The sequence below is a fragment of the Chryseobacterium sp. BLS98 genome, from assembly GCF_001045445.1.
In the GTDB taxonomy this organism is placed as follows: Bacteria; Bacteroidota; Bacteroidia; order Flavobacteriales; family Weeksellaceae; genus Chryseobacterium.
Map to the genome: position 1 here is coordinate 24,991 of NZ_LFNF01000005.1, position 21,675 is coordinate 46,665.

Here is a 21,675-nt window from a genome sequence, read left to right on the forward strand (position 1 = left end):
TTCATCCGGAAATTTGTTGTAAAAATTTTCTTTAGTTCTGCTATCCTTAAACATATAGACATCCCCACAACATTAAAAGCATACATGATCAAACTGTTTTGCTGAACTTTTTTGTATCTTTGGCGCGAATAATTTTCAAATTAATTTAAACAAGAAACATGTCGTTACAACAAACAATTGAAAACATTTGGGATAATAGAGATTTATTACAGAATGAAGACAGCCAGAAGGCGATAAGAGAGGTTATTTCTTTATTGGATTCCGGAGAACTTCGTGTTGCTGAGCCTAAGGAAAACGGATGGCAGGTGAATGAGTGGGTGAAGAAAGCTGTAGTAATGTATTTCCCGATCCAGAAAATGGAAACTATTGAAGTAGGTCCGTTTGAATTTCATGACAAAATTCCTTTGAAGAGAAACTATGCTGAAAAAGGAGTAAGAGTTGTACCGCATGCTATCGCAAGAGAAGGATCTTTTGTGGCTTCAGGAGTGATTATGATGCCGTCTTATGTGAATATCGGGGCTTATGTGGATTCAGGAACCATGGTGGATACCTGGGCTACAGTAGGAAGCTGTGCACAGATCGGTAAAAATGTTCACCTGAGTGGTGGTGTAGGTATCGGTGGTGTACTGGAACCATTACAGGCGGCCCCTGTGATCATTGAAGATGATTGTTTCATTGGTTCAAGATGTATCGTGGTAGAAGGCGTTCATGTAGAAAAAGAAGCTGTTTTAGGGGCTAATGTGGTATTGACTGCTTCTACAAAAATTATCGACGTTACAGGAGATCAGCCGGTTGAGATTAAAGGAAGAGTACCTGCCCGTTCAGTAGTAATTCCGGGAAGTTATACGAAACAGTATCCTGCAGGAGAATACCAGGTTCCATGTGCATTGATTATTGGCCAGAGAAAAGAATCTACAGATAAAAAAACATCTCTTAATGATGCTTTGAGAGAGAATAATGTAGCCGTATAAGCTATGTTTCCTCTAAATTTTAAAGTTTCATTTTAAAATTTATACAATAAACCCTGAATACTCATTTAGGGTTTATTTTATTTATACCTTTAAACCATTAAGCTTATTAAAAACTCTGATATGAAAATTGCCTTCGATGCAAAACGTTTTTTTCACAATACATCCGGCTTGGGCAATTATTCCAGGGATCTTATCAGGATACTTTCTCAGTATTATCCTGAAAACGAATACCTGCTGCTGAATAAAAACAGTTCAGAAAGAGGCAGAGAAATTCTGGAAAAAACCAATGTAAAATTTGTGCCAACCTCTAAAGGAAACCTTTCCCGACAGCTTAAAATGGGAAAAGATGCCCAGAAAGCAGGCGCAAATGTATTTCATGGTCTTTCCGGTGAGCTTCCTCTAAAATGGGGGAAAGAGCCTATCAAAAAAATTGTGACCATTCATGATCTGATCTTCATGAGGTATCCGCAGTATTATTCTTTTTTTGACCGGAAAATTCACTTGTGGAAATTCAAAAAAGCAGCTATTACTGCTGATAAAATCATTGCCATTTCGGAACAGACCAAAAGAGATATTATTACTTATCTGAAAGTTCCCGAAAGTAAAATAGAAGTTATTTACCAGGGCTGTCACAAAGCATTTAAAGAACAGCAGCCTGATGATGTGATCCAGGCTGTAAAAGAGAAATTCAGCCTTCCGAAACGTTATATTTTAAACGTCGGAACCATTGAAGAAAGAAAAAACCTTTTAAATATAGTTAGAGGGATCAGCGAAACTGAAATTCCTTTGGTGGTAGTGGGAAGAAAGACAAACTATTACAAAAAAGTAGAAGCTTTTATCAAAAAAAATAAAATGGAAAAACAGGTGCTTTTCCTTGAAGGAGTTTCCATGGAAGAGTTGGCTGTCATCTACAAACTGGCAGATGTTTTTGTGTATCCGAGCTTTTTTGAAGGTTTTGGAATTCCGGTAATAGAAGCACTTTTCTCAAAAACAGCAACCATTACCAGCAATACGAGCTGTCTGCCGGAAGCGGGTGGAAAAGACTCTGTTTATATTGATCCCGGCAATTACGTTGATATCGGAGCTAAAATCAAATTCCTCTGGGAAAACGAATCTGAAAGGAAACGTCGTGCAGAAAAGAGTTTTGAGTTTGTTCAGAAATTTAATGACGAACCTATTGCAGCACAATTAATGGAGCTCTACAAAAAAAATCTGTAAAAAAACTTTGCAATTTAAAAATAAGTCCTACATTTGTACCACAATTCAAAACAATGAAACCTAATTTTTTAACACTTCATCATTACTATCATCATCTCTGCTAAGACGGAATTGATTGATATAAACATGTGTTAAAATCAAAATAATTAAAAACCGTCTGAGTAAATAGACGGTTTTTTTGTTTCCCGAATTCTTCCTGGAAATCTTCAACAGATCAGTTTTTATTTGCTCAGATTTATCTTAAAATAATACAATGAGTAAATTAAAAATTGCGATTCAGAAAAGCGGCAGGCTTTACGAAGACTCCTTACAGCTCCTCAAAGACTGCGGTATTTTCGTCAACAACGGTAAAGACCAGCTCAAGGTTTCCGTAGATAATTTCCCGATGGAGATCATGTACCTTAGAAACTCAGATATTCCGCAGTATCTCGAAGATGGTGTAGTGGATATTGCTATCGTAGGAGAAAATCTTTTAGAAGAAAAAAAGAAAAATATCCGGATTGTCGAAAAGCTCGGATTTTCAAAATGCCGTGTTTCCTTAGCCGTTCCCAAAGAAGTCGACACTGACGATCTTTCTTACTTTCAGGGTAAAAAGATTGCCACTTCCTATCCCAACACCCTTAGAAATTTCCTTGATAAAAAAGGTATCGTTTCCGATATCCACATTATTTCCGGATCTGTTGAAATTGCTCCGAATATCGGCCTTGCAGACGGAATCTGTGATATTGTAAGCTCTGGAAGCACTTTATTTAAAAACGGGCTGAGAGAAACGGTTACCATTCTTAAATCAGAAGCAGTCCTGGCAAAAACATTTGTGCTCGATGCTCAGAAGGAAGCTATTCTGGATAAATTTCTGTTCAGAATCAAGTCTGTTCTGAAAGCAAAAAACTCAAAATATATCCTGATGAATGTTCCTGATGAAAAGATCAGCGCGATTGCTTCAGTGCTCCCGGTACTGAAAAGCCCTACGGTTATTCCTTTGGCCGAAAAAGGGTGGAGCAGCATTCATTCCGTAATTGATGAAGTAAGATTTTGGGACGTCATTGATGAACTGAAAGAAAACGGGGCGCAGGATATACTCATTATTCCAATCGATAAAATGGTGATTTAATTATGAAAATATACAGATATCCAGAACAGAATGCATGGCCGGATCTAGTAAAACGCCCTGTAATTGAGCAGGAAGAAATATCCGGACTGATCAGGAAAATATTTGATGCTGTTGAAGAACAGGGAGACAGTGCTCTTATTGAGTTCAATAAAAAATTTGATAAAGCACTAACACCACAAATTGCAGTTACAGAGCAAGAATTGGAGAATGCGGTAGATAAAATTTCTGAAGATTTAAAAAAAGCCATTAAACAGGCCAAAGAAAATATTGCAAAATTTCACAGTGCACAACTAGCAGAAACAGAAAAAATAGAAACTGTAAAAGGAGTAATCTGCTGGAGAGAAAACCGGGCCATTGAAAAAGTGGGGATCTACATTCCGGGTGGGACTGCCCCTTTATTTTCGACAGTGCTGATGCTCGCTGTACCTGCAAATTTGGCGGGATGTCAGGAGATTATCCTTTGCACGCCACCGGACAGCAGCGGTAATATTAATCCTGCCATCCTGTTTACGGCGAAGCTTTGCGGGATCACAAAAGTTTTTAAAACCGGAGGTGCACAGGCCGTCGCAGCCATGAGTATTGGAACAGAAAGCATTCCAAAGGTGTATAAAATTTTTGGACCCGGTAATCAGTATGTTGTTGCAGCCAAAGAATATGCACAGCGTTATGGCGTTGCGATTGATATGCCTGCAGGTCCCAGTGAAGTTCTCGTTATTGCAGACAGCCAGGCCGTTCCTGAATTCTGTGCAGCAGATCTTCTCTCACAGGCAGAGCACGGAAGCGACAGCCAGGTGGTTTTTATTACCACAGATTTCAAAATTTTCAGTGAAACCATTGAAGCTGTTGAAAAACAGGTGAAAAAGCTGCCAAGAAATGAAATAGCCTGCAAGGCTTTGGATCACAGTGTTTTTGTTTTGATGAATTCTGTAGAAGAAGCTTTGGAATTCAGCAATTTATATGCTCCGGAACATCTTATTCTCGCATTGGAAGATTTTGAACGGTATATTCCAATGATACAAAACGCAGGGTCGGTTTTCTTAGGTAATTATTCCTGCGAAAGTGCCGGAGATTACGCCAGCGGAACCAATCATACTTTGCCTACCAATGCTTATGCAAGGAATTACAGCGGCGTTTCTCTCGACAGCTTTGTTAAGAAAATTACCTTCCAGCACCTTTCCAGAGAAGGTTTGAAAAAAATAGGAAAAACAATAGAAGTAATGGCAGAGGCAGAAGGTCTTATTGCCCATAAAAATGCAGTGTCTATCAGATTAAAATAATATAATGAAAGAATTTAACCTCAATAATTTAGTTAGAAAAAATATCCTCAACTTACAGCCTTATATCAGTTTCAGAGATAACAATGAATTTAATGCCCCGGTTCTTCTGGATGCCAATGAATGTCCGTTCGGGGAATTCAACAGATATCCGGATTCAACCCAGAAAAAGCTTAAAAATAAATTATCAGGGCTTAAAAAGGTAACTTCCTCACAGATTGCTTTGGGAAATGGCAGCGATGAATTGATTGATCTGATTATAAAAATCTTTTGTGAGCCTAAAAAAGACACCATTCTGATGATGAATCCTTCATTTGCCATGTACGCTTTTTACGCAGCAGTGAATGAAAATGAAGTTGTAAAATTAAATCTAGATGAAAACTTTGAAATAATAAAAGATGACTTTTTAAAGATATCCCAGGAACGCGACATTAAAGTTTTTTTCCTTTGTTCTCCCAATAATCCGACAGGAAACAGCGTAAAAGATATTGAGTTTTTTGTTCAGAATTTTAACGGAATTGTTGTTATAGATGAAGCTTACATTGAATTTTCAGGAAACGGATCGGCAATTGAACTTCTGGATAAGTATCCTAACCTGATTGTACTGCAGACTTTTTCTAAAGCCTGGGGAACGGCAGGAGCCAGGGTAGGTGCTGCTTATGCTTCTGAAGAAATCATCCGTTTTATCAATACGGTGAAGGCTCCTTATAACGTTAATTCTTTAAGCCAGGAGCATATTCTAAACCTTTTGGATGATAAAGATAAGCTTAAAGGAAATGTTGACAGTATTTTGCAGGAAAGAGCCTGGCTGGAAGAAGAATTTAAAAATATGAAATGCATCATCAAAGTATTCCCGACCGATGCCAATTTCTTCCTGATCAAAGTCAATAATGCCCAGACTGTCTATCAGAAAATGCTGGAAAAGGAAATTCTGACCAGCCAAAGATCGCCTGCAATTCAGGATTGCATAAGGATCAATGTAGGAAGCCGTGAAGAAAACGAAAAATTAATCAATGTTTTAAAAGCAATTGCATCATGAAAAAAGTACTCTTTATAGACCGTGACGGAACCCTTATTATAGAACCGCCCGAAGATTTTCAGATAGATTCGCTGGAAAAACTTGAGTTTTATCCGGGAGTTTTCCAAAACCTTTCCCAAATTGCCAGAGAAATGGATTACGAGCTGGTAATGGTCACCAATCAGGATGGTTTAGGGACGGATAGTTTTCCTTTTGAAGATTTTATAAAACCCCAGGAGAAAATGCTGAAAACCTTTGAAAACGAAGGAATCATTTTCAGTGATATCCTGATTGACAAAAGTTTTGAGCATGAAAACCTTCCTACCAGAAAACCGGGAATCGGGATGCTTTCAAAATACATCTACGGAAATTATGATCTTGAAAATTCCTATGTAATCGGTGATCGAAATACAGATGTTCAACTTGCTGAAAATTTGGGGACTAAAGCTATTTTTATCAATGAAAGCTTTAATGAAAAAGCAGCTCTTAGTACAACAGACTGGTCTGAAATCTACCTTTTTTTAAAACAGGAATCCAGAAAGGCAAAGGTCTACAGAAAAACCAACGAGACAGAAATAGACATTGAAATAGACCTGAAAGGAAAAGGAGCTGCAGAAATTTCTACCGGCCTTCATTTTTTCGATCACATGCTGGACCAGATTGCAAGACACGGAAATTTAGATCTTAAAATCAAAGTGAACGGAGATCTCAACGTAGATGAGCACCACACGATTGAAGATACCGGAATTGCTTTAGGGGAGGCCTTTTCAAAAGCTTTGGGAAATAAAAAAGGAATTGAAAGATATGGATTTCTGCTTCCGATGGACGACTGTCTGGCTCAGGCTGCCATTGATTTCGGAGGCAGACCCTGGATCGTTTGGGATGTTGATTTCAAAAGAGAAAAAATCGGGGATGTTCCTACAGAAATGTTTTTTCACTTTTTCAAATCATTTACAGATTCATCAAAATCCAATCTGAACATCAAAGCGGAAGGTACTAACGAGCATCACAAGATTGAGTCTGTCTTCAAAGCATTTGCAAAAGCTGTTAAAATGGCGGTTAATCAGTCGGACAGCAGTTTTAATTTACCATCAACCAAAGGAAGCCTATAATATGATCGCATTGATAAAATACAACGGAGGAAATGTAAGTTCGGTCCAGAATGCTTTGGCAAGACTTAATATTGATTCCATCATTACGGATGATCCCGAGCTGATTATAAAAGCTGATAAAGTAATATTTCCGGGGGTGGGAGAAGCTTCATCAACGATGAAAGTACTTGAAGAAAAGGGGCTTAATACGCTAATTCCCAGTCTGAAGCAACCGGTTTTAGGAATTTGCCTCGGAATGCAGCTGATGTGTGGCAATAATGAAGAAGGGAATACAAAAGGAATGGGAATTTTTGATGTAGATGTCAAGCAGTTTCCACCGGAAGACCTTGTTCCGCATATGGGATGGAATACCGTTTCAGCCCTTAAATCACCTCTTTTTTCAGGGATTAAGGAGAATAGTGATGTTTATTTTGTCCACAGCTATTATTGCGGATTGTCGAAGTCTACGGTATCAGTATGCGATTATATTCTTCCGTTCAGTGCTTCGCTTCAGAAAGATAATTTCTTTGCAGTACAGTTTCACCCTGAAAAATCGGGACTGACAGGCAGCAAAATATTAGAAAACTTTATAAAACTATAAGTGATGAAGATTATTCCAGCGATTGATATCATTGACGGAAAATGTGTCCGTCTGTCAAAAGGTGATTATTCTACCCAAAAAATATACAGCGAAAATCCCGTGGAGATCGCTAAAGAATTCGAAAGTTTCGGAATCCGGTTTCTTCATCTTGTAGACCTGGACGGTGCTAAGTCTAAACATATTGTGAATCAAAAAGTTCTTGAAAGTATAGCCAGGGAAACTTCGCTTCATATTGATTTTGGAGGTGGATTAAAAGCAAGGAATGATATAGATACAGCCTTTAATTCGGGAGCAAAACAGATCACGTTGGGAAGCATTGCGGTACAGGACCCGGAATTCTGTTTAAAAATGGTTCAAAAATATGGCAATGACAGGATTATTTTAGGGGCAGACTGTGAAAACAGGAAGATCAAAACATCCGGATGGCTGGAAGAAAGCAACCTGGATATTATAGATTTTATTCTTCAGTATCAGGAAAAAGGCATCAGCCAGACCATATGCACAGATATTTCCAAAGATGGAATGCTGAAAGGGCCATCCACAGATCTGTATAAAGAAATACTGGATAAAACTTCTGTAAAGCTTACGGCAAGCGGCGGTATTTCATGCATTGAAGACGTATACAGGATGAAAGAAATCGGATGTTCAGGAACTATCATCGGAAAAGCCATTTATGAGGGAAAAATAAGTTTACAACAACTTCAGAAATTTATTGAAAATGCTTAAAAAAAGAATCATTCCATGTCTGGATATTAAAGACGGGACTACAGTAAAAGGAATCAATTTCGAAGGATTGCGAAATGCCGGAGATCCTGTAGAGCTGGCGGTAAAATACGAGCAGGAAGGTGCTGACGAACTGGTTTTTCTGGATATTACAGCAACTTTGGAAAACAGGAAGACCTTTGCAGATCTTGTAAAAGAAATAGCCCGGCAGCTCAGCATCCCGTTTACCGTTGGCGGTGGAATTTCCTCTGTGGAAGATGTCAGAAAACTTCTGGAAGCCGGGGCAGATAAGATCAGTATCAATTCTTCTGCGGTTAAAAATCCACAGTTAATTCATGACCTTGCCAACGAATTTGGAAGCCAGTGTGTGGTTGTTGCTATTGACACCCGTTTTACAGACGGTTCTGATCTTGTCTATGTAAGAGGAGGAAAGCTTGCCACAAACCTGAATACAGTAGATTGGGCAAAAGAAGCATCATCGCTGGGAGCCGGAGAGATCCTGCTTACCTCAATGGATGGTGACGGAACAAAAAACGGATTTGATCTCCGCATTACGAAGTTGGTTTCGGAAGCCGTTTCTATTCCTGTGATTGCTTCAGGAGGAGCAGGAAGCGCAGATGATTTTATTAAAGTATTCAGTGAAACAAAAGCCACAGGAGCTTTGGCAGCCAGTATTTTCCATTTTAATGAAGTGCCTGTTCAAGAATTGAAACAACAATTAAAAATTCAAAAAATACCCGTACGATGAAAATAGATTTTAATAAAGGCAACGGCCTTATCCCGGTAATTATTCAGGACAGCAGAACGCAGCAGGTACTCATGCTTGGGTATATGAACGAAGAGGCTTTTGAAAAGACAGAAAAGGATGGTATAGTCACCTTTTTCAGCCGTTCCAAAAACAGGCTTTGGACAAAAGGGGAAGAATCAGGTAATTTCCTGGCTGTAAAGAATATAAGTATAGATTGTGATCAGGACACCATTTTGATACAGGCTGTTCCTACAAATACAGTCTGCCACACCGGAAGTTTCAGCTGCTTTGGTGAAAAGGAAAGCAAAGGTTTTCTCTATGAATTGGAAGCAAAAATTTCCGAAAGAATTGATAAGAAAGCGGAAGATTCATATACCTATTCCCTTTACCAGAGAGGAATCAATAAAATGGCTCAGAAAGTGGGAGAGGAAGCTGTAGAACTCGTAATTGAAGCTAAAGACAGCAATGATAATCTTTTTAAGAATGAAGCCGCAGATTTACTTTATCACTTTCTGATTCTGCTTAAAGCAAAAGGATTTACTATGGAAGATATTGAGGAAGTTCTTCTTAGCAGAGATAAATAAGTATTATAAATTAAAGTGATTAAAAAAGCAGGAAGTAATTCTTCCTGCTTTATTTATTTTGTAAATATTCAAATTATCTTTCGATCAGGATTTTTCGTACAGCTTTCTGACCATCAGCTTGTATAATACCAATATAGGCCCCTTCAGCCAGCTTTGAAATATTAACAGCCTTCTCATTAGACGTTTTAAGAAGAGATTTCCCTGAAAGATCTGTAATCTCAAAGCTGAAATCTTTTTTTGTACTGGCCGGAAGCTCAATATTGATAGTGTCTTTGGAAGGATTAGGATAAATGGATACCGCCTCAAGAGACTGGGTGGAAGCAGTTTCTTTTGCTCCCAGTACAATAGAACTCGTAGAAGTGGCCACTGCAAAATGCTGCAAAGCTCCCACTGTTGCTTTACCTATTTTATAAATATAAACCGGATCTGTGTTTGCAAAAGTATCATCAGAAGAGTGTGGATAGGTACTTCTTATTCTTTCAAAAAAGCCTGTAATCACTTCACCTTTTCTTTCAAACGGTATATAATCTGTATCCTCTGCGGGATCTACAGCCGTCTGAAGAGGAGAGTACAGGGCAGTACAGTTTCTCAGCTGCTGAGTTACCGCTGCTGAAGCTGCATTATTGCTTGTAGGCCCTGCCTGATCCTGATCACAGTAAACCGTATTGTTGTTATTGCCCATAACACCGCCTACCTGATCCAGATTAAATACCAGTTTGATATCCAAAACCCTTGTTCCGTTCTGATAAGCCACATTATTGACGTAATGGGTACTTCCTCTCAATCCCTGCTCCTCACCGGAGAAATGGATAAACTTAATGGAATACTCCGTAGGCACATTTCTTAAAATTCTTGCAGCCTCTAAAATAATAGAAGTCCCGCTTCCGTTATCATTGACTCCCGGACCGTAAATACTGTCAAAATGCCCGCAGATAATTACATATTTATTAGGATAAACAGTTCCCGTTTTGGTAATCACCAGGTTTTTGGAACTTGTACTTCCAAATGTAAAAGGATCCTCCACAATCTGGCTGGCAGAATAGCCGTAAGAAATATACTTATTTTTGATCCATGCCAATGCGTCGGCATTCTTTACGGAACCGGTTGTTTTAATACCAAGATTGGAAAACTGCTGTAAGTTCGTTGTGATATTAGTCTGGGAAACCAGATTGGCCCTGTCATGATAAGCCTGGATAAAAGTCTGGGCTTTACCGCTGAATGCTGCAAAACAGACAGCCAGCATTACGATTGTTTTTTTCATTTTAATTATTTTATGATGGTGGTGTGATTGAAGAGTGTTATTTACCTTAATTAATTATTTAAATTACTTTTCAATAATTATTTTCCGGGTAATACTTGCGCTTTCTGTTTTTACAGTGCATAAATAAATTCCATTTTTCAGTTGTGAAACATTGATCTGTGCCTGATTTTCTTCTTTTAATACGGAAAGTCCCTTTAAATTGGTGATCTCAACAGTAAAGTTCTTTATGGTCGGATCCGGCAGCTCAACGGTTAATATGTCTTTTGCAGGGTTCGGATAGACTTTTACAGATTCCGGTGTTGTTGCAGAGGTTTCTTTTGAAGCAGAAATAGCTGTAACATTCGTAGATGCCGTGGCAAAATGTTGCATGGCTCCTACGGCGGCTTTACCTACTTTAAACACATAAAGAGGATCTACATTGGCAAAAGTGTCATTGACCGTATGCTCAGTATAACTTCTGGTATATTCATAAAAGCCTGTGATCACGTATCCTTTCTGCTCAAAAGGCATGTAGTCTGAGGAATATGCGTTGGAAATACTGGTTTGGAGAGGAGAGTACAATGCAGTACAAGTGGCCAATTGCTGTGTAATGGTATTGGATGATGCATTATTCCCTGACTGTCCGCCAGTATCTCTTTCACAAATGATCTTTGTATTGGTGTTGCCTAATTTGCCGCCAACCTGGTCAAGATTAAAAACCAATTTGATGTTCAGTTTCTTTACACCGCTTTGGTAGGCTACATTGTTTGCATAATGAGAACTTCCGTACAGGCCTTGTTCCTCTCCGGAGAAATGAATAAACTTAATGGAGTATTCCGTAGGAACATCTTTTAGAATACGGGCTACTTCCAGAATAACTGATGTTCCGCTGCCATTATCATTGGTACCGGGACCGGTAATAGTATCATAATGTCCGCAGATAATTACGTACTTGTCAGGATAAAGGGTTCCCGTCTTTGTAATTACAAGGTTTTTGGAACTTGTACTTCCGAAAGTGAAAGGGTCTTCCACGATCTGGCTGGCAGAATATCCGTAAGAAGTGTACTTGTTTTTAAGCCAGGCTAAAGTATTGGCATTATTCACAGATCCCGTGGTTTTTATTCCTAAATTGGAAAACTCCTGGAGATTGGTGGTAATGTTGGCTTGTGAAACCAGATCCGCCCTGTTCTTATAAGCCTGAACGAGGGTTTGGGCACTGACGGTTCCTACCGCTAATGCAGTGCATAAAAAGGTGGTGAATTTTTTCATATTAAATATTTTGGTTGGGTGTGTGGCTATTTTTCAATAATGATCTTTCTGCTGATACTGTTGGTGTCAGATTTTACAGTGACCATATATGTCCCGCTTGTCAGGCCGGAGGTATTTATTTTCTTTTCGTTGTCTGTATTTAAAATCAACCGGCCGTTCATGTCGCTGATCTCTACTTTAAAGTTTTTATGATCCTTCGGCAGTTCAATGTGAAGAACATCACGTGCTGGGTTAGGGTAGATTTTAACCGTTTCTAATGAATTTTCATCCTGTACATCATCCGTGGCCAAAGTAACAGCTGAAGCTACCGCAAAATGCTGTAAGGCTCCTAAAGCTGCTTTTCCAACATTAAACACATATACAGGATCTACATTGGCAAAAGTATCATTTACCGTATGTTCATTATAACTTCTGACCGTTTCATAAAATCCTGTAATAATGTCTCCTTTATTTTCAAAAGGCATATAATCCGAATTATAGGCATTTGACATTGTTGTCTGAAGCGGTGAATATAATGTGGTACAGGTAGCTAATTGCTGGGTCATCGCCAATGAAGCTGCATTATTTCCGGTTTGTCCGCTCTGGTCGCTTTCACACTTGATATTATTGTTTACATTCCCCAGTTTTCCTCCTACCTGGTCAATATTGAAAACAACCTTGAGATTAAGCTGGCGTATGTTATTCTGGAAAACAACATTATTAACATAATGGGTACTTCCCAAAAGATTCTGCTCTTCACCTGAAAAATGAATGAACTTCACAGAATATTCCGTAGGAACGTCTTTTAAAATTCTGGCTGCTTCCAGCAAAATAGAGGTTCCGCTGCCATTGTCACTGACTCCGGGGCCCACTATCGTATCGTAATGCCCGCATATGATCACATATGTATCGGGGTATACAGTTCCTGTTTTGGTTACGATTAAATTTTTGGCAGTATTGCCTCCATAGGTAAAGGTATCTTCTGTAATCTGGCTTGCATTGTAGCCGTAAGACTGATATTTGGCTTTAAGCCATTCCAGAGCGTTGGTATTTTGTATAGTGCCTGTAGTTTTTACTCCTAGATTTGCGAAGTCCTGAAGATTGGTTGTAATATTAGCCTGGGATATTTTATTCACCCGGGTTTGGTAGGCCTGTATAAAATTCTGACCGTAAAGACTGTATGCTGATAAAGAAAGGAGTAAAATAGTTGATATTTTTTTCACTTTTAACTAAATTTTTATAGATTTAATAATGCAGCAAATGTAGATAATAAAAATCAATTTTATTTTATGCAAAATAGAAAAAATCTTTAGTGAAGCTTCATTTTTTCTAATCGGCTTAAATGTGAGAAAATAAATCTATCATTTGTGATTTTTAAAGAAAAAAATATATTCCAGAAACAACAAAAATCCCGGGCAAAGCCCGGGATTATATTGATAACAAAAAATTCTACATTATTTTACTTGATCTACAACTGCTTTGAAAGCTTCAGGGTGATTCATTGCTAAATCTGCTAAAACTTTTCTGTTAAGCTCTACGTTGTTCTTTTTAAGAGCTCCCATAAACTGAGAGTAAGACATTCCGTGTTCTCTGGCACCTGCATTGATACGAGTGATCCAAAGTGATCTGAAATTTCTCTTTTTCTCTTTTCTTCCACGGTAAGCATATTGCATTGCTTTTTCTACCGCGTTTTTAGCTACAGTCCAAACGTTCTTTCTTCTACCGAAAAAACCTTTAGCTTGCTTCATAATTTTCTTTCTGCGAGCTCTTGAAGCTACTGCATTTACTGATCTTGGCATAATTTAAATTGTTTTTTTGAAAAGGGCGGCAGTTGACCTGCTCTTAGTGGCACCATTTCAGGGTTAAATTGTTGAATTTGTTTGAATTCTTATAAACCGAATATAGATTTATAAAAACTACTTAATGGCTAATTGACGTAAAACACTTTTCTCATCCACAGAAGCTACGTAAGAAGTCTGCGTAAGATTTCTCTTCTGCTTAGTTTCTTTCTTAGTTAAGATGTGGCTTTTGAAAGCATTTTTTCTTTTAATCTTACCAGTTCCGGTAAGTTTAAAACGCTTTTTAGCACCTGATTTCGTTTTTAATTTTGGCATTGTTCTGCTTTTTTATTGTTTTGTTATCAATATCTTGTCCTTGATTCCTGCAATACAGAGGAATTACAGTTTGCAAAGATACAAAAAAAATTCAATCCAAACTTTCATTGTCTTTGATTTTGTCGGATATCCATATAAAAAGCCGTCTCTGCATGAGACGGCTATGATTAAAAGTTTTTATTATAAGAAGTCTTCCACGATGATGTCGTTTCTTTCTTCGTTATTTCCACCTAAAATAACTTTAATTCTGAATCCTGAAGGAATAGCAGCCCCGGTTCTTGAATAAAGCTGAAGCTTAACGTGCGGATTGGCTACATAATAATTAACTGCAGTATTCGAACTCCAAAGAGCATTTCCGTCTCTGTAAATCACCATATTCCCATCATTCTGTACAATAAGCCTTGGAGTACCTGTGCTTCTGTAGGTATTGGAATGCCAGATTACATTAGTTTGTCCCGGCCTTTCTCTGTAAAGAACAAGATTGTTGTCCGTCTGCATGATAAATTTGTAAGTGCTCCCACCGTACTCCATAGTGATAGATTGTCCGGCTTCCAATATCTGCGGATGGTTGGTACTTTCCTTTAAAAGGGTATAGCGTGTAAGATCCAAAATACGGGATTCACTGTTTTTACCTGCAATGCTGTGCTTTTCATTTTGCACATTCGTATTCACATTGTCAAGAACATCATCCTGAGCGCAAGATGCAAGAAGCATCGGAAGACTTAATAAAGTCAGTAATTTAAATTTCATGGTATATTTATATTTGACGCTGCAAATATAATAATTAATGCCATTAATTCACTATTTAAGGATTAAATAAGTATTAATAATCCTTTATTAATGGTTTATTTCAATTAATTTTAAGACACTTTTTAGTGATCAAATAGGTAATAACCAATGACTTTCTTAAGGATAATTTGGAAATATTCTTTAGAAAGTTAATTAATGACTTAAAAAAAACAGAAGACTACTGATTAATTGTTCCTTTCTCTGTAACAGACGTACGGAGAAAGCAGGGAAGGGAAGGTTTATATGAAATTGATATGAGATACCTGAGAATTTAAATACTTCAGTTATACTGATATTTCTGTAAAATGGTAAAAGCGATCAGCCACGATAGCCAGCTCTTTTAGTTCGGATTTCATAATGATCGCAGCCATATATTTCCTGTACGCAGCAAATTTTTTCAGTGGGCAGTTCCATATATTCACTTTTATTAGTGACTTTTATATATTTTTCTTTCTGAGAAACAAAACAGAGCATTGTCCCGAAGCCGCTTTGTCCAAAAACACTGTAGTCACCAAACATGCATCCGTAGCAGTTTTTGAATTGGTATTTATCTTCAAACTGATCACGGATTTGGTCAAATGCAGATTCGATCAGATCACTTGTTCCGATATAGGTTTTTTCGTCTATGGTTATAGAAAGTTTTATTTCCTCAAATTCGAGTCCGCCTTTTGGTTTTGGCCTGGCATTTCCCAAGGAATATTCAACTTTTAAGTCGGAATAAAATTCAGAATAATCTGTTTTGTCTATGATCAGTTGGGGAATAGAAATTTCAAAAACACAATTGCAAAGGGCTTTTTCAACTATATCTGTATTGTAAATCGGTGTTTCAAAAAAAGTAAATCTTTTTAGCTGCTCACTTGTGTATTTAGTTTTGTCAAAAACAATTAAGTCGGCAAATTCAGAACCTGAAAATTTGACACCATCAATTTCTGTGAATAAATTTTTAAAATCATTCTCAATGATTATTGCTGTCTTTCCAAAATTGTCTTTATAGGTTCCGTTATATTTTGCCTGCTTTTTCATATTTAATTTTCAATAGCCTCATAATCAATATCTAAGGCTTTGTACCAGAGAACAGGGAGTATTTAAAATTATTAGTATTTTCCGGATTAGTCTACCAATCAAAATAAAGAAAAAACACCCAAAATCAGTTGTCTGTATTCTTACAAATATAAATAAAAGTGTGAACAGATTGACTAATAGTTTTATGCTATAGTAAACAAATAATTGAAAACAAAAAAACCTCAAAATACTTTGAGGTTGATATGATCGGAAACAGACATTGCGTCTGTTAAAACTATTTAGCTGGTTTTTTAGGACTCATCATCATGATCATTCTTTTTCCTTCAAGCTTTGGAAGCTGATCTACTTTTCCAACGTGCTCCAGTTCCTGGGCAAGTTTCAGAAGTAATATTTCTCCCTGATCTTTAAAGATAATTGAACGTCCTTTAAAAAATACGTAGGTTTTCAATTTTGAACCTTCTTCAAGAAACTTTTCAGCATGCTTCTTCTTAAATTCATAATCGTGATCATCAGTCTGAGGCCCGAAACGGATCTCTTTTACAACCACTTTTACCTGCTTGGCTTTTAGTTCCTTTTGCTTTTTCTTTTGCTCGTATAAAAACTTCTTATAGTCTAATATTCTTGCAATGAAAGGCTCAGCCTTATCGGAGATTACGACCAGATCAAGCTCCTGCTCTGTGGCAAGCTGTCTTGCTTTGTCAATCGGATAAACTCCTGGCTCTACGTTATCGCCCACCAAACGAAGCTCTCTCACACGAATTTTATCGTTGATCAAGTGTAAGTCCTCCTGTACCGGACGTCTCTGTGGGCCCCTGTTGTTAAATCTTTGTGCTATTGTATTATAATTTTATTGGTTAATTACTATTTTATCTTAAATTAAAAGATTGAGGAATTAAGAGATTGAAAAATTACTAAGCGTAAATCAATCTTTTAATCATTAAATTTTTTAATCTTTTAATTAAATTTTATATCGCTGCTTCTTTCTTAAAGTAAGCAACAAAATCTTCCATGCTCATGACGCCAAGGTCGCCTTCACCACGTCTCCTTACGGAAATCGTACCTTCATTTTCCTCATTTTCACCTACAACCAGCATGAATGGGATTTTCTTTAATTCCGCATCACGGATCTTTTTCCCTGTTTTCTCATTCCTGTCGTCAATTAGACCGCTAATATCGTGATTTTCCAAAAATTGTGAAACTTTTTTTGAATAATCTACATATTTTTCACTGATCGGTAAAATAATGAACTGATCCGGGCTCAGCCATAGTGGGAAATCTCCTGCTGTGTTTTCTAACAGGATCGCAATAAAACGCTCCATAGAACCGAATGGTGCTCTGTGAATCATTACCGGTCTGTGCTTCTCATTATCGCTTCCGATATAGTGAAGGTCAAATCTTTCCGGTAAGTTGTAATCCACCTGGATAGTTCCAAGCTGCCATTTTCTTCCTAAAGCATCTTTTACCATGAAATCCAGTTTTGGACCGTAGAATGCAGCTTCACCATATTCTACAATCGTTTTCAAACCTTTTTTCTCTGCTGCATTGATGATTGCGTTTTCGGCTTTTTCCCAATTTTCATCAGAACCGATATATTTTTCTCTGTTATCAGGATCTCTTAAAGACACCTGAGTTACAAAATCTTCAAAACCTAATGATTTGAACACATAAAGTGTTAAATCAATTACCTTCTCAAATTCTTCTGAAAGCTGATCCGGAGTACAGAAAAGGTGGGCATCATCCTGAGTAAATCCACGAACTCTTGTCAGTCCGTGAAGCTCTCCGCTCTGCTCATATCTGTACACTGTTCCGAATTCTGCATATCTCTTTGGAAGATCCCTGTAGCTCCATTGTGAAGTTTTGTAGATCTCACAGTGGTGAGGGCAGTTCATAGGCTTCAGCATGAATTCTTCTCCTTCATTGGGAGTTTTGATCGGCTGGAAGCTGTCTGCTCCATATTTATCCCAGTGCCCGGAAGTTACATACAGTTCTTTTGACCCGATGTGCGGCGACATGACGAACTCATAACCTCCTCTTTTCTGAGCATCAGAAAGGAAATTTTCCAGTTTTCTTCTTAAAGCAGTTCCTTTCGGAAGCCATAACGGAAGACCGGCACCCACTTTTTCAGAGAATGCAAAAATGCCCAGTTCTTTACCCAGCTTTCTGTGGTCTCTTCTTTTAGCTTCTTCCAGTTTTTCAAGATATTCAGTAAGTTCTTTCTGTTTAGGGAAAGAAATACCGTAAACTCTTGTCAGCTGAGGATTTTTTTCATTTCCTCTCCAGTAAGCTCCGGCTGCATTCAGAATCTTAACAGCTTTTACAATACTTGTATTCGGAATGTGACCTCCACGGCATAAATCTGTGAAATTATCATGAGTTACAAAAGTGATTTCTCCATCATTAAGATTGGAAATAAGCTCTACTTTGTAAGGGTTATCGGCATATGTTTTTAATGCTTCTTCTTTGGAAACAGGGTAAAGAGAGAATGTTGAGCCTTTTTTGGCATTTTCCAAAACTTTCTTTTCAATCTTCTCAAAATCTTTTTCGGATAAACTCTCGTTCCCAAAATCTACATCATAATAGAATCCGCTTTCAATGGCAGGTCCGATCGTTAATTTAGCATCAGGATAAAATTCAAGGATAGCCTGCGCCAACAAGTGGGCAGAAGAATGCCAGAACGCTTTCTTACCAAGATCATCATTCCATGTTAACAACTGTACCGTTGAATCCGTGGTTATAGGTGTGGTCGTTTCTACTTGTTTGCCGTTTACAACTGCGGAAATGGTATTTCTAGCCAATCCCTCGCTTATAGATTTTGCCACATCTAAAGGAGTAACTGCTCCTTCGAATTCTTTGACACTATTGTCTGGAAGTGTAATTTTTATCATTGTTTACTAAAAAATTTTAAGATGCAAAAATACGCATTTTTTAGATAAAATACTATATTAGCCAGTATTTAGAATAAGAATTAACATCAAATATGAAAAAGATTGCTGCAGTTTTGGGTTTCTTTATTTTTGCATGATGTATTTTACGGAGAAATGCATCAAGATTTACCATTTCTTACAATCTGAATATTGATTACAAAAAACCTTCCTGCAGGCTATAGAAAGAATAATGATAATTTTGAGTATAGCTGGAAAGAAGTATAAAATCTTTGGAGACTTTGTTCCCGGTAGTACGTTAAATTTATCAATAATGCATTAGAAAAAACAACAAATATAATTACCAAATTAATCATATGAATTTTAATATCGATCTACACTGCGACTTATTGTGCTATTTACTTGAAGAAGGTTCGGCAATTGATGACAGGGAATTGGGCTGCTCACTTCCTTTTTTAAAACAGGGAAACGTAAAGCTTCAGGTAATGGCTATATATTCCGGTACAGGGGGAAACAGTTCTGTAAACGGGATAAAGCAGAGCCAAATATTTTCCGAGCTGATAAAAAGCGAAAACTTTTTCTTATTCGAAGGTGAGAACTATAAAAACATTGAAAACACTGATAAAGTAGGCGTTATAGCTTCCATTGAAAATGCCTCAGGATTTTGTAGCGAAGATGACACCCTGGAATCGGGCTTTAAAAACCTGGAAACGATTATTGGGAATACGAAGAAAATTCTTTACTTAGGAATCACTCACCATACAGAAAACCGTTTCGGAGGCGGAAATAATTCCGAAGCCGGACTGAAAGATGACGGAAAAGTATTGATCGATTATATTGCAGACAGGAAAATTGCCATAGATCTTGCCCATACAAGCGATCAGCTGGCTTACGGTATTCTGAATTATATAGATCAGAAAAATTACAGCATTCCTGTTCTGGCAAGCCATTCCAATTACCGGAGCATTCAGAACCAGAAAAGAAACCTTCCGGACGAACTTGCCCAAGAAGTTATTAAAAGAAAAGGATTAATAGGCCTCAACCTTATAAAAGACTGGCTGGATGATGAGAGCCCGGAAAGATTATACGAACATATTCAGCATGGGCTTGATCTTGGCGGAAAAGACGCTATTGCGTATGGTTTAGATTTTTTCCATGATAAAGCCCATCCGGACCAATCCCGTTATCCTTTTTTCTTTGAAGGATATGATAATGCTTCAGCATTTAATACTATCAACAGCAGGCTTGAAAAGGATTTCTCACCCGAATTGATGGAGAAGATCAGTCATGCGAATGCTTTGAAATTTCTGGAAAGAATTTCGGTTTAAAATCTGGTGGCTTGGGGAGTCTCAGCCACCAGATGTTGTACTTACTGATTAATATACTAAAATATTAAACCGGTTGATAGCTGAAGCTCTCGAAGCTATCAATCGGTTTATTTTTTCCTTTTATATCGTACTTTCTGCTTGATAATTTCAATGACATCCACATTTTTAATCTTGGATTTTACCCAGCCGTGAATATCAATATACAGCAAAGATCTTCGGTAATATTCATTTTTTGAAAACTCTTCCAATACTTTATCAAATGCTTTAAATGATTCCTGCTGTCGGCTTAAAACCAGATTGTTAATATTTTTAAAGAATTGAATACTCTCAAAATGAAAAGCTTCCGGCTTTTTCATCTTACGGGCAAATTTCAACGTCGAGTTGATGAATTCATCATAATCTTCATCATTACCGGACTCATATTTTGCCATTAAAATCAGCATACGGGTGTGAAAAAGCAGGTCTTCCTGAACATTTCCTTTGCATTCAACCACTTTCATAGAGTATTCAATGGATTTCCCAAACATTTTGCTTCCAAAAAACATGGCAGCCATTTTCAGATAAAGGATCATAAAGTGGTGTTCATCAATTCTTTCCCTGAGTTTTTCCATCTTCATTTCAATTTCAGGAATAAGTTTTGTGCCCGTAAAAAATTCACCTTTCACAAAGTGGATGTTCATCAAAGTATTGTAATGGGTAAGGAAAATCAAAGCCTGCAAATTTTCATTCTGGGCAAAATTCTGGGAATTCACCATGGTGTTGAAATTCTCAAAATGCTCTTCCAGAATATCAATATTCCCATACAGGAACAAGATTTTCAGCAGGTAAGTATTCCCCTTGATATACCATACCGGATGGCTGATGATCATTTCGGGTTTTTTATGAAAAAGATCAACCCATTGATAGGCATATTTCAAGGTATACTTATAATCTTGAAGCAACTGGTTTTTCCAGACATGAGCTTTAAAGTACCATAGTTTTTCAGTGAAATTAAGCTTTTCCAGCTTTATTTTTTTTATCTGATCATTGAAAAGCTCCAAAACTTTTTCCCGGTCCGCATCATTTTTCACATAACCATGGATCAGCATTTCACTGTACAGTTTCAGAGATAGGTTGGAAAGTTCTGTAGCATAATGATTCTGCTTGCTGATTTCCGTAGACTGCAGGATCAGTTCATCAGCCCTTCCTTTAATACTTCGTGTAATGAATTGGGATTCAATTACTTTTTCAAGGTCTATAATTTCGGAAGCTATACTTTTCTCGTCCAGTTCCAATGCAGACTGTTTCGTTTTATCCAGTATTTTTAAAGCCTGTTTATAAAGCCCTTTCTGGTATAGAATGTTGGCAAAATCAAGCTGTTCACGGAGCTGTATTCTGTAATTCTGATGGCTCGGATTCATGCGGAGGCTCACCAGGATCTGTTTATAAAGGTGGGCCTTCAGGTTGGAAAGCTGTTGTTTGGTTGAAATTTTTTTCTCAATGATGGTATACTCATCATATTCTTTCATTTTGTCAAGCTCCGAAAAAAGGAGCAGGAATTTAGCGTCCACATTAATTCCCAGTCGATTGACGTACAGCTTAAACTGACGTTTTTCAGAAGTGGTTAATGACTTGATCAGTACAAACAAAAAATCTTTCTGCAATTCTGCCATTGTAAATTTATAAAATGTAATATTTTGATTATGAGATAAATAAAATTAATTTCCCGGTTG

General features: G+C 37.5%; 21 protein-coding genes. 11 read left to right on the forward strand and 10 right to left on the reverse strand.

Features of this window, described 5'->3' with window-relative positions:
• Nucleotides 1–158 precede the first annotated feature (158 nt).
• The 10 genes from ACM40_RS17345 (at nt 159) to hisIE (ending at nt 9,339) form a co-directional block, all read left to right on the forward strand.
• Nucleotides 159–971, forward strand: coding sequence for a 2,3,4,5-tetrahydropyridine-2,6-dicarboxylate N-succinyltransferase (locus ACM40_RS17345; protein WP_048504063.1), 813 nt, complete (start codon nt 159–161; stop codon nt 969–971).
• Between the two features lie 120 nt (nt 972–1,091).
• Nucleotides 1,092–2,189, forward strand: coding sequence for a glycosyltransferase family 4 protein (locus tag ACM40_RS17350; RefSeq protein ID WP_048504064.1), 1,098 nt, complete (start codon nt 1,092–1,094; stop codon nt 2,187–2,189).
• 253 nt (nt 2,190–2,442) lie between these two features.
• A complete protein-coding gene (gene hisG / locus ACM40_RS17355; protein ID WP_048504065.1) occupies nt 2,443–3,300 on the forward strand; it encodes an ATP phosphoribosyltransferase in 858 nt (285 codons plus the stop codon).
• 2 nt (nt 3,301–3,302) lie between these two features.
• Entirely contained in the window at nt 3,303–4,577 is a 1,275-nt protein-coding gene (gene hisD / locus ACM40_RS17360; protein ID WP_048504066.1) for a histidinol dehydrogenase, read from the forward strand.
• Between the two features lie 4 nt (nt 4,578–4,581).
• Nucleotides 4,582–5,613: a histidinol-phosphate transaminase gene (gene hisC, locus ACM40_RS17365; RefSeq protein ID WP_048504067.1), complete on the forward strand. Its 1,032-nt coding sequence runs from the start codon at nt 4,582–4,584 to the stop codon at nt 5,611–5,613.
• Nucleotides 5,610–6,704, forward strand: a complete 1,095-nt coding sequence (gene hisB / locus ACM40_RS17370) for a bifunctional histidinol-phosphatase/imidazoleglycerol-phosphate dehydratase HisB (protein WP_048504068.1) — start codon at nt 5,610–5,612, stop codon at nt 6,702–6,704. The genes hisC and hisB overlap by 4 nt, the downstream gene beginning before the upstream one ends.
• A gap of 1 nt (nt 6,705) precedes the next feature.
• The gene (hisH, locus tag ACM40_RS17375) at nt 6,706–7,284 is read left to right on the forward strand and encodes an imidazole glycerol phosphate synthase subunit HisH (RefSeq protein WP_048504069.1); all 579 of its coding nucleotides are present in this window, start codon (nt 6,706–6,708) and stop codon (nt 7,282–7,284) included.
• Nucleotides 7,285–7,287: 3 nt separating this feature from the next.
• Nucleotides 7,288–8,010 carry a 1-(5-phosphoribosyl)-5-[(5-phosphoribosylamino)methylideneamino]imidazole-4-carboxamide isomerase gene (gene hisA / locus ACM40_RS17380; RefSeq protein WP_048504070.1) on the forward strand — a complete coding sequence of 241 codons (723 nt, stop codon included), beginning with the start codon at nt 7,288–7,290 and terminating at the stop codon, nt 8,008–8,010.
• A complete protein-coding gene (gene hisF / locus ACM40_RS17385) occupies nt 8,003–8,755 on the forward strand; it encodes an imidazole glycerol phosphate synthase subunit HisF (protein ID WP_048504071.1) in 753 nt (250 codons plus the stop codon). The genes hisA and hisF overlap by 8 nt, the downstream gene beginning before the upstream one ends.
• A complete protein-coding gene (hisIE, locus tag ACM40_RS17390; RefSeq protein WP_048504072.1) occupies nt 8,752–9,339 on the forward strand; it encodes a bifunctional phosphoribosyl-AMP cyclohydrolase/phosphoribosyl-ATP diphosphatase HisIE in 588 nt (195 codons plus the stop codon). The genes hisF and hisIE overlap by 4 nt, the downstream gene beginning before the upstream one ends.
• A 73-nt stretch (nt 9,340–9,412) precedes the next feature.
• Here hisIE and ACM40_RS17395 read toward each other — a convergent pair whose 3' ends face one another.
• From ACM40_RS17395 to thrS, 9 genes are all read right to left on the reverse strand, one after another.
• Nucleotides 9,413–10,600 (reverse strand): M28 family peptidase, encoded by a 1,188-nt coding sequence (locus ACM40_RS17395; RefSeq protein WP_048504073.1) that lies wholly within the window; start codon nt 10,598–10,600, stop codon nt 9,413–9,415.
• 63 nt (nt 10,601–10,663) lie between these two features.
• On the reverse strand, nt 10,664–11,848 hold the full coding sequence (locus ACM40_RS17400) for a M28 family peptidase (protein ID WP_048504074.1): 1,185 nt from the start codon (nt 11,846–11,848) through the stop codon (nt 10,664–10,666).
• Between the two features lie 26 nt (nt 11,849–11,874).
• Nucleotides 11,875–13,050: a M28 family peptidase gene (locus tag ACM40_RS17405; RefSeq protein WP_048504075.1), complete on the reverse strand. Its 1,176-nt coding sequence runs from the start codon at nt 13,048–13,050 to the stop codon at nt 11,875–11,877.
• A gap of 231 nt (nt 13,051–13,281) precedes the next feature.
• Nucleotides 13,282–13,626 carry a 50S ribosomal protein L20 gene (gene rplT / locus ACM40_RS17410; protein ID WP_040995267.1) on the reverse strand — a complete coding sequence of 115 codons (345 nt, stop codon included), beginning with the start codon at nt 13,624–13,626 and terminating at the stop codon, nt 13,282–13,284.
• 117 nt (nt 13,627–13,743) lie between these two features.
• Nucleotides 13,744–13,941: a 50S ribosomal protein L35 gene (gene rpmI / locus ACM40_RS17415; protein WP_040995266.1), complete on the reverse strand. Its 198-nt coding sequence runs from the start codon at nt 13,939–13,941 to the stop codon at nt 13,744–13,746.
• A 180-nt stretch (nt 13,942–14,121) separates the two neighbouring features.
• Nucleotides 14,122–14,691, reverse strand: a complete 570-nt coding sequence (locus ACM40_RS17420; RefSeq protein ID WP_048504076.1) for a hypothetical protein — start codon at nt 14,689–14,691, stop codon at nt 14,122–14,124.
• Between the two features lie 357 nt (nt 14,692–15,048).
• Complete coding sequence (locus ACM40_RS17425; RefSeq protein ID WP_048504077.1) at nt 15,049–15,753, reverse strand: DUF6304 family protein; 705 nt, start codon at nt 15,751–15,753, stop codon at nt 15,049–15,051.
• A gap of 274 nt (nt 15,754–16,027) precedes the next feature.
• Nucleotides 16,028–16,528: a translation initiation factor IF-3 gene (gene infC, locus ACM40_RS17430; protein ID WP_172617123.1), complete on the reverse strand. Its 501-nt coding sequence runs from the start codon at nt 16,526–16,528 to the stop codon at nt 16,028–16,030.
• A 190-nt stretch (nt 16,529–16,718) separates the two neighbouring features.
• On the reverse strand, nt 16,719–18,638 hold the full coding sequence (gene thrS, locus ACM40_RS17435) for a threonine--tRNA ligase (protein WP_048504078.1): 1,920 nt from the start codon (nt 18,636–18,638) through the stop codon (nt 16,719–16,721).
• A gap of 353 nt (nt 18,639–18,991) precedes the next feature.
• Here thrS and ACM40_RS17440 point away from each other — a divergent pair, with 353 nt between their 5' ends.
• Nucleotides 18,992–19,963, forward strand: a complete 972-nt coding sequence (locus tag ACM40_RS17440) for a dipeptidase (RefSeq protein WP_048504079.1) — start codon at nt 18,992–18,994, stop codon at nt 19,961–19,963.
• A gap of 107 nt (nt 19,964–20,070) precedes the next feature.
• Here ACM40_RS17440 and ACM40_RS17445 read toward each other — a convergent pair whose 3' ends face one another.
• Nucleotides 20,071–21,615: a hypothetical protein gene (locus tag ACM40_RS17445; protein ID WP_048504080.1), complete on the reverse strand. Its 1,545-nt coding sequence runs from the start codon at nt 21,613–21,615 to the stop codon at nt 20,071–20,073.
• Nucleotides 21,616–21,675 lie beyond the last annotated feature (60 nt).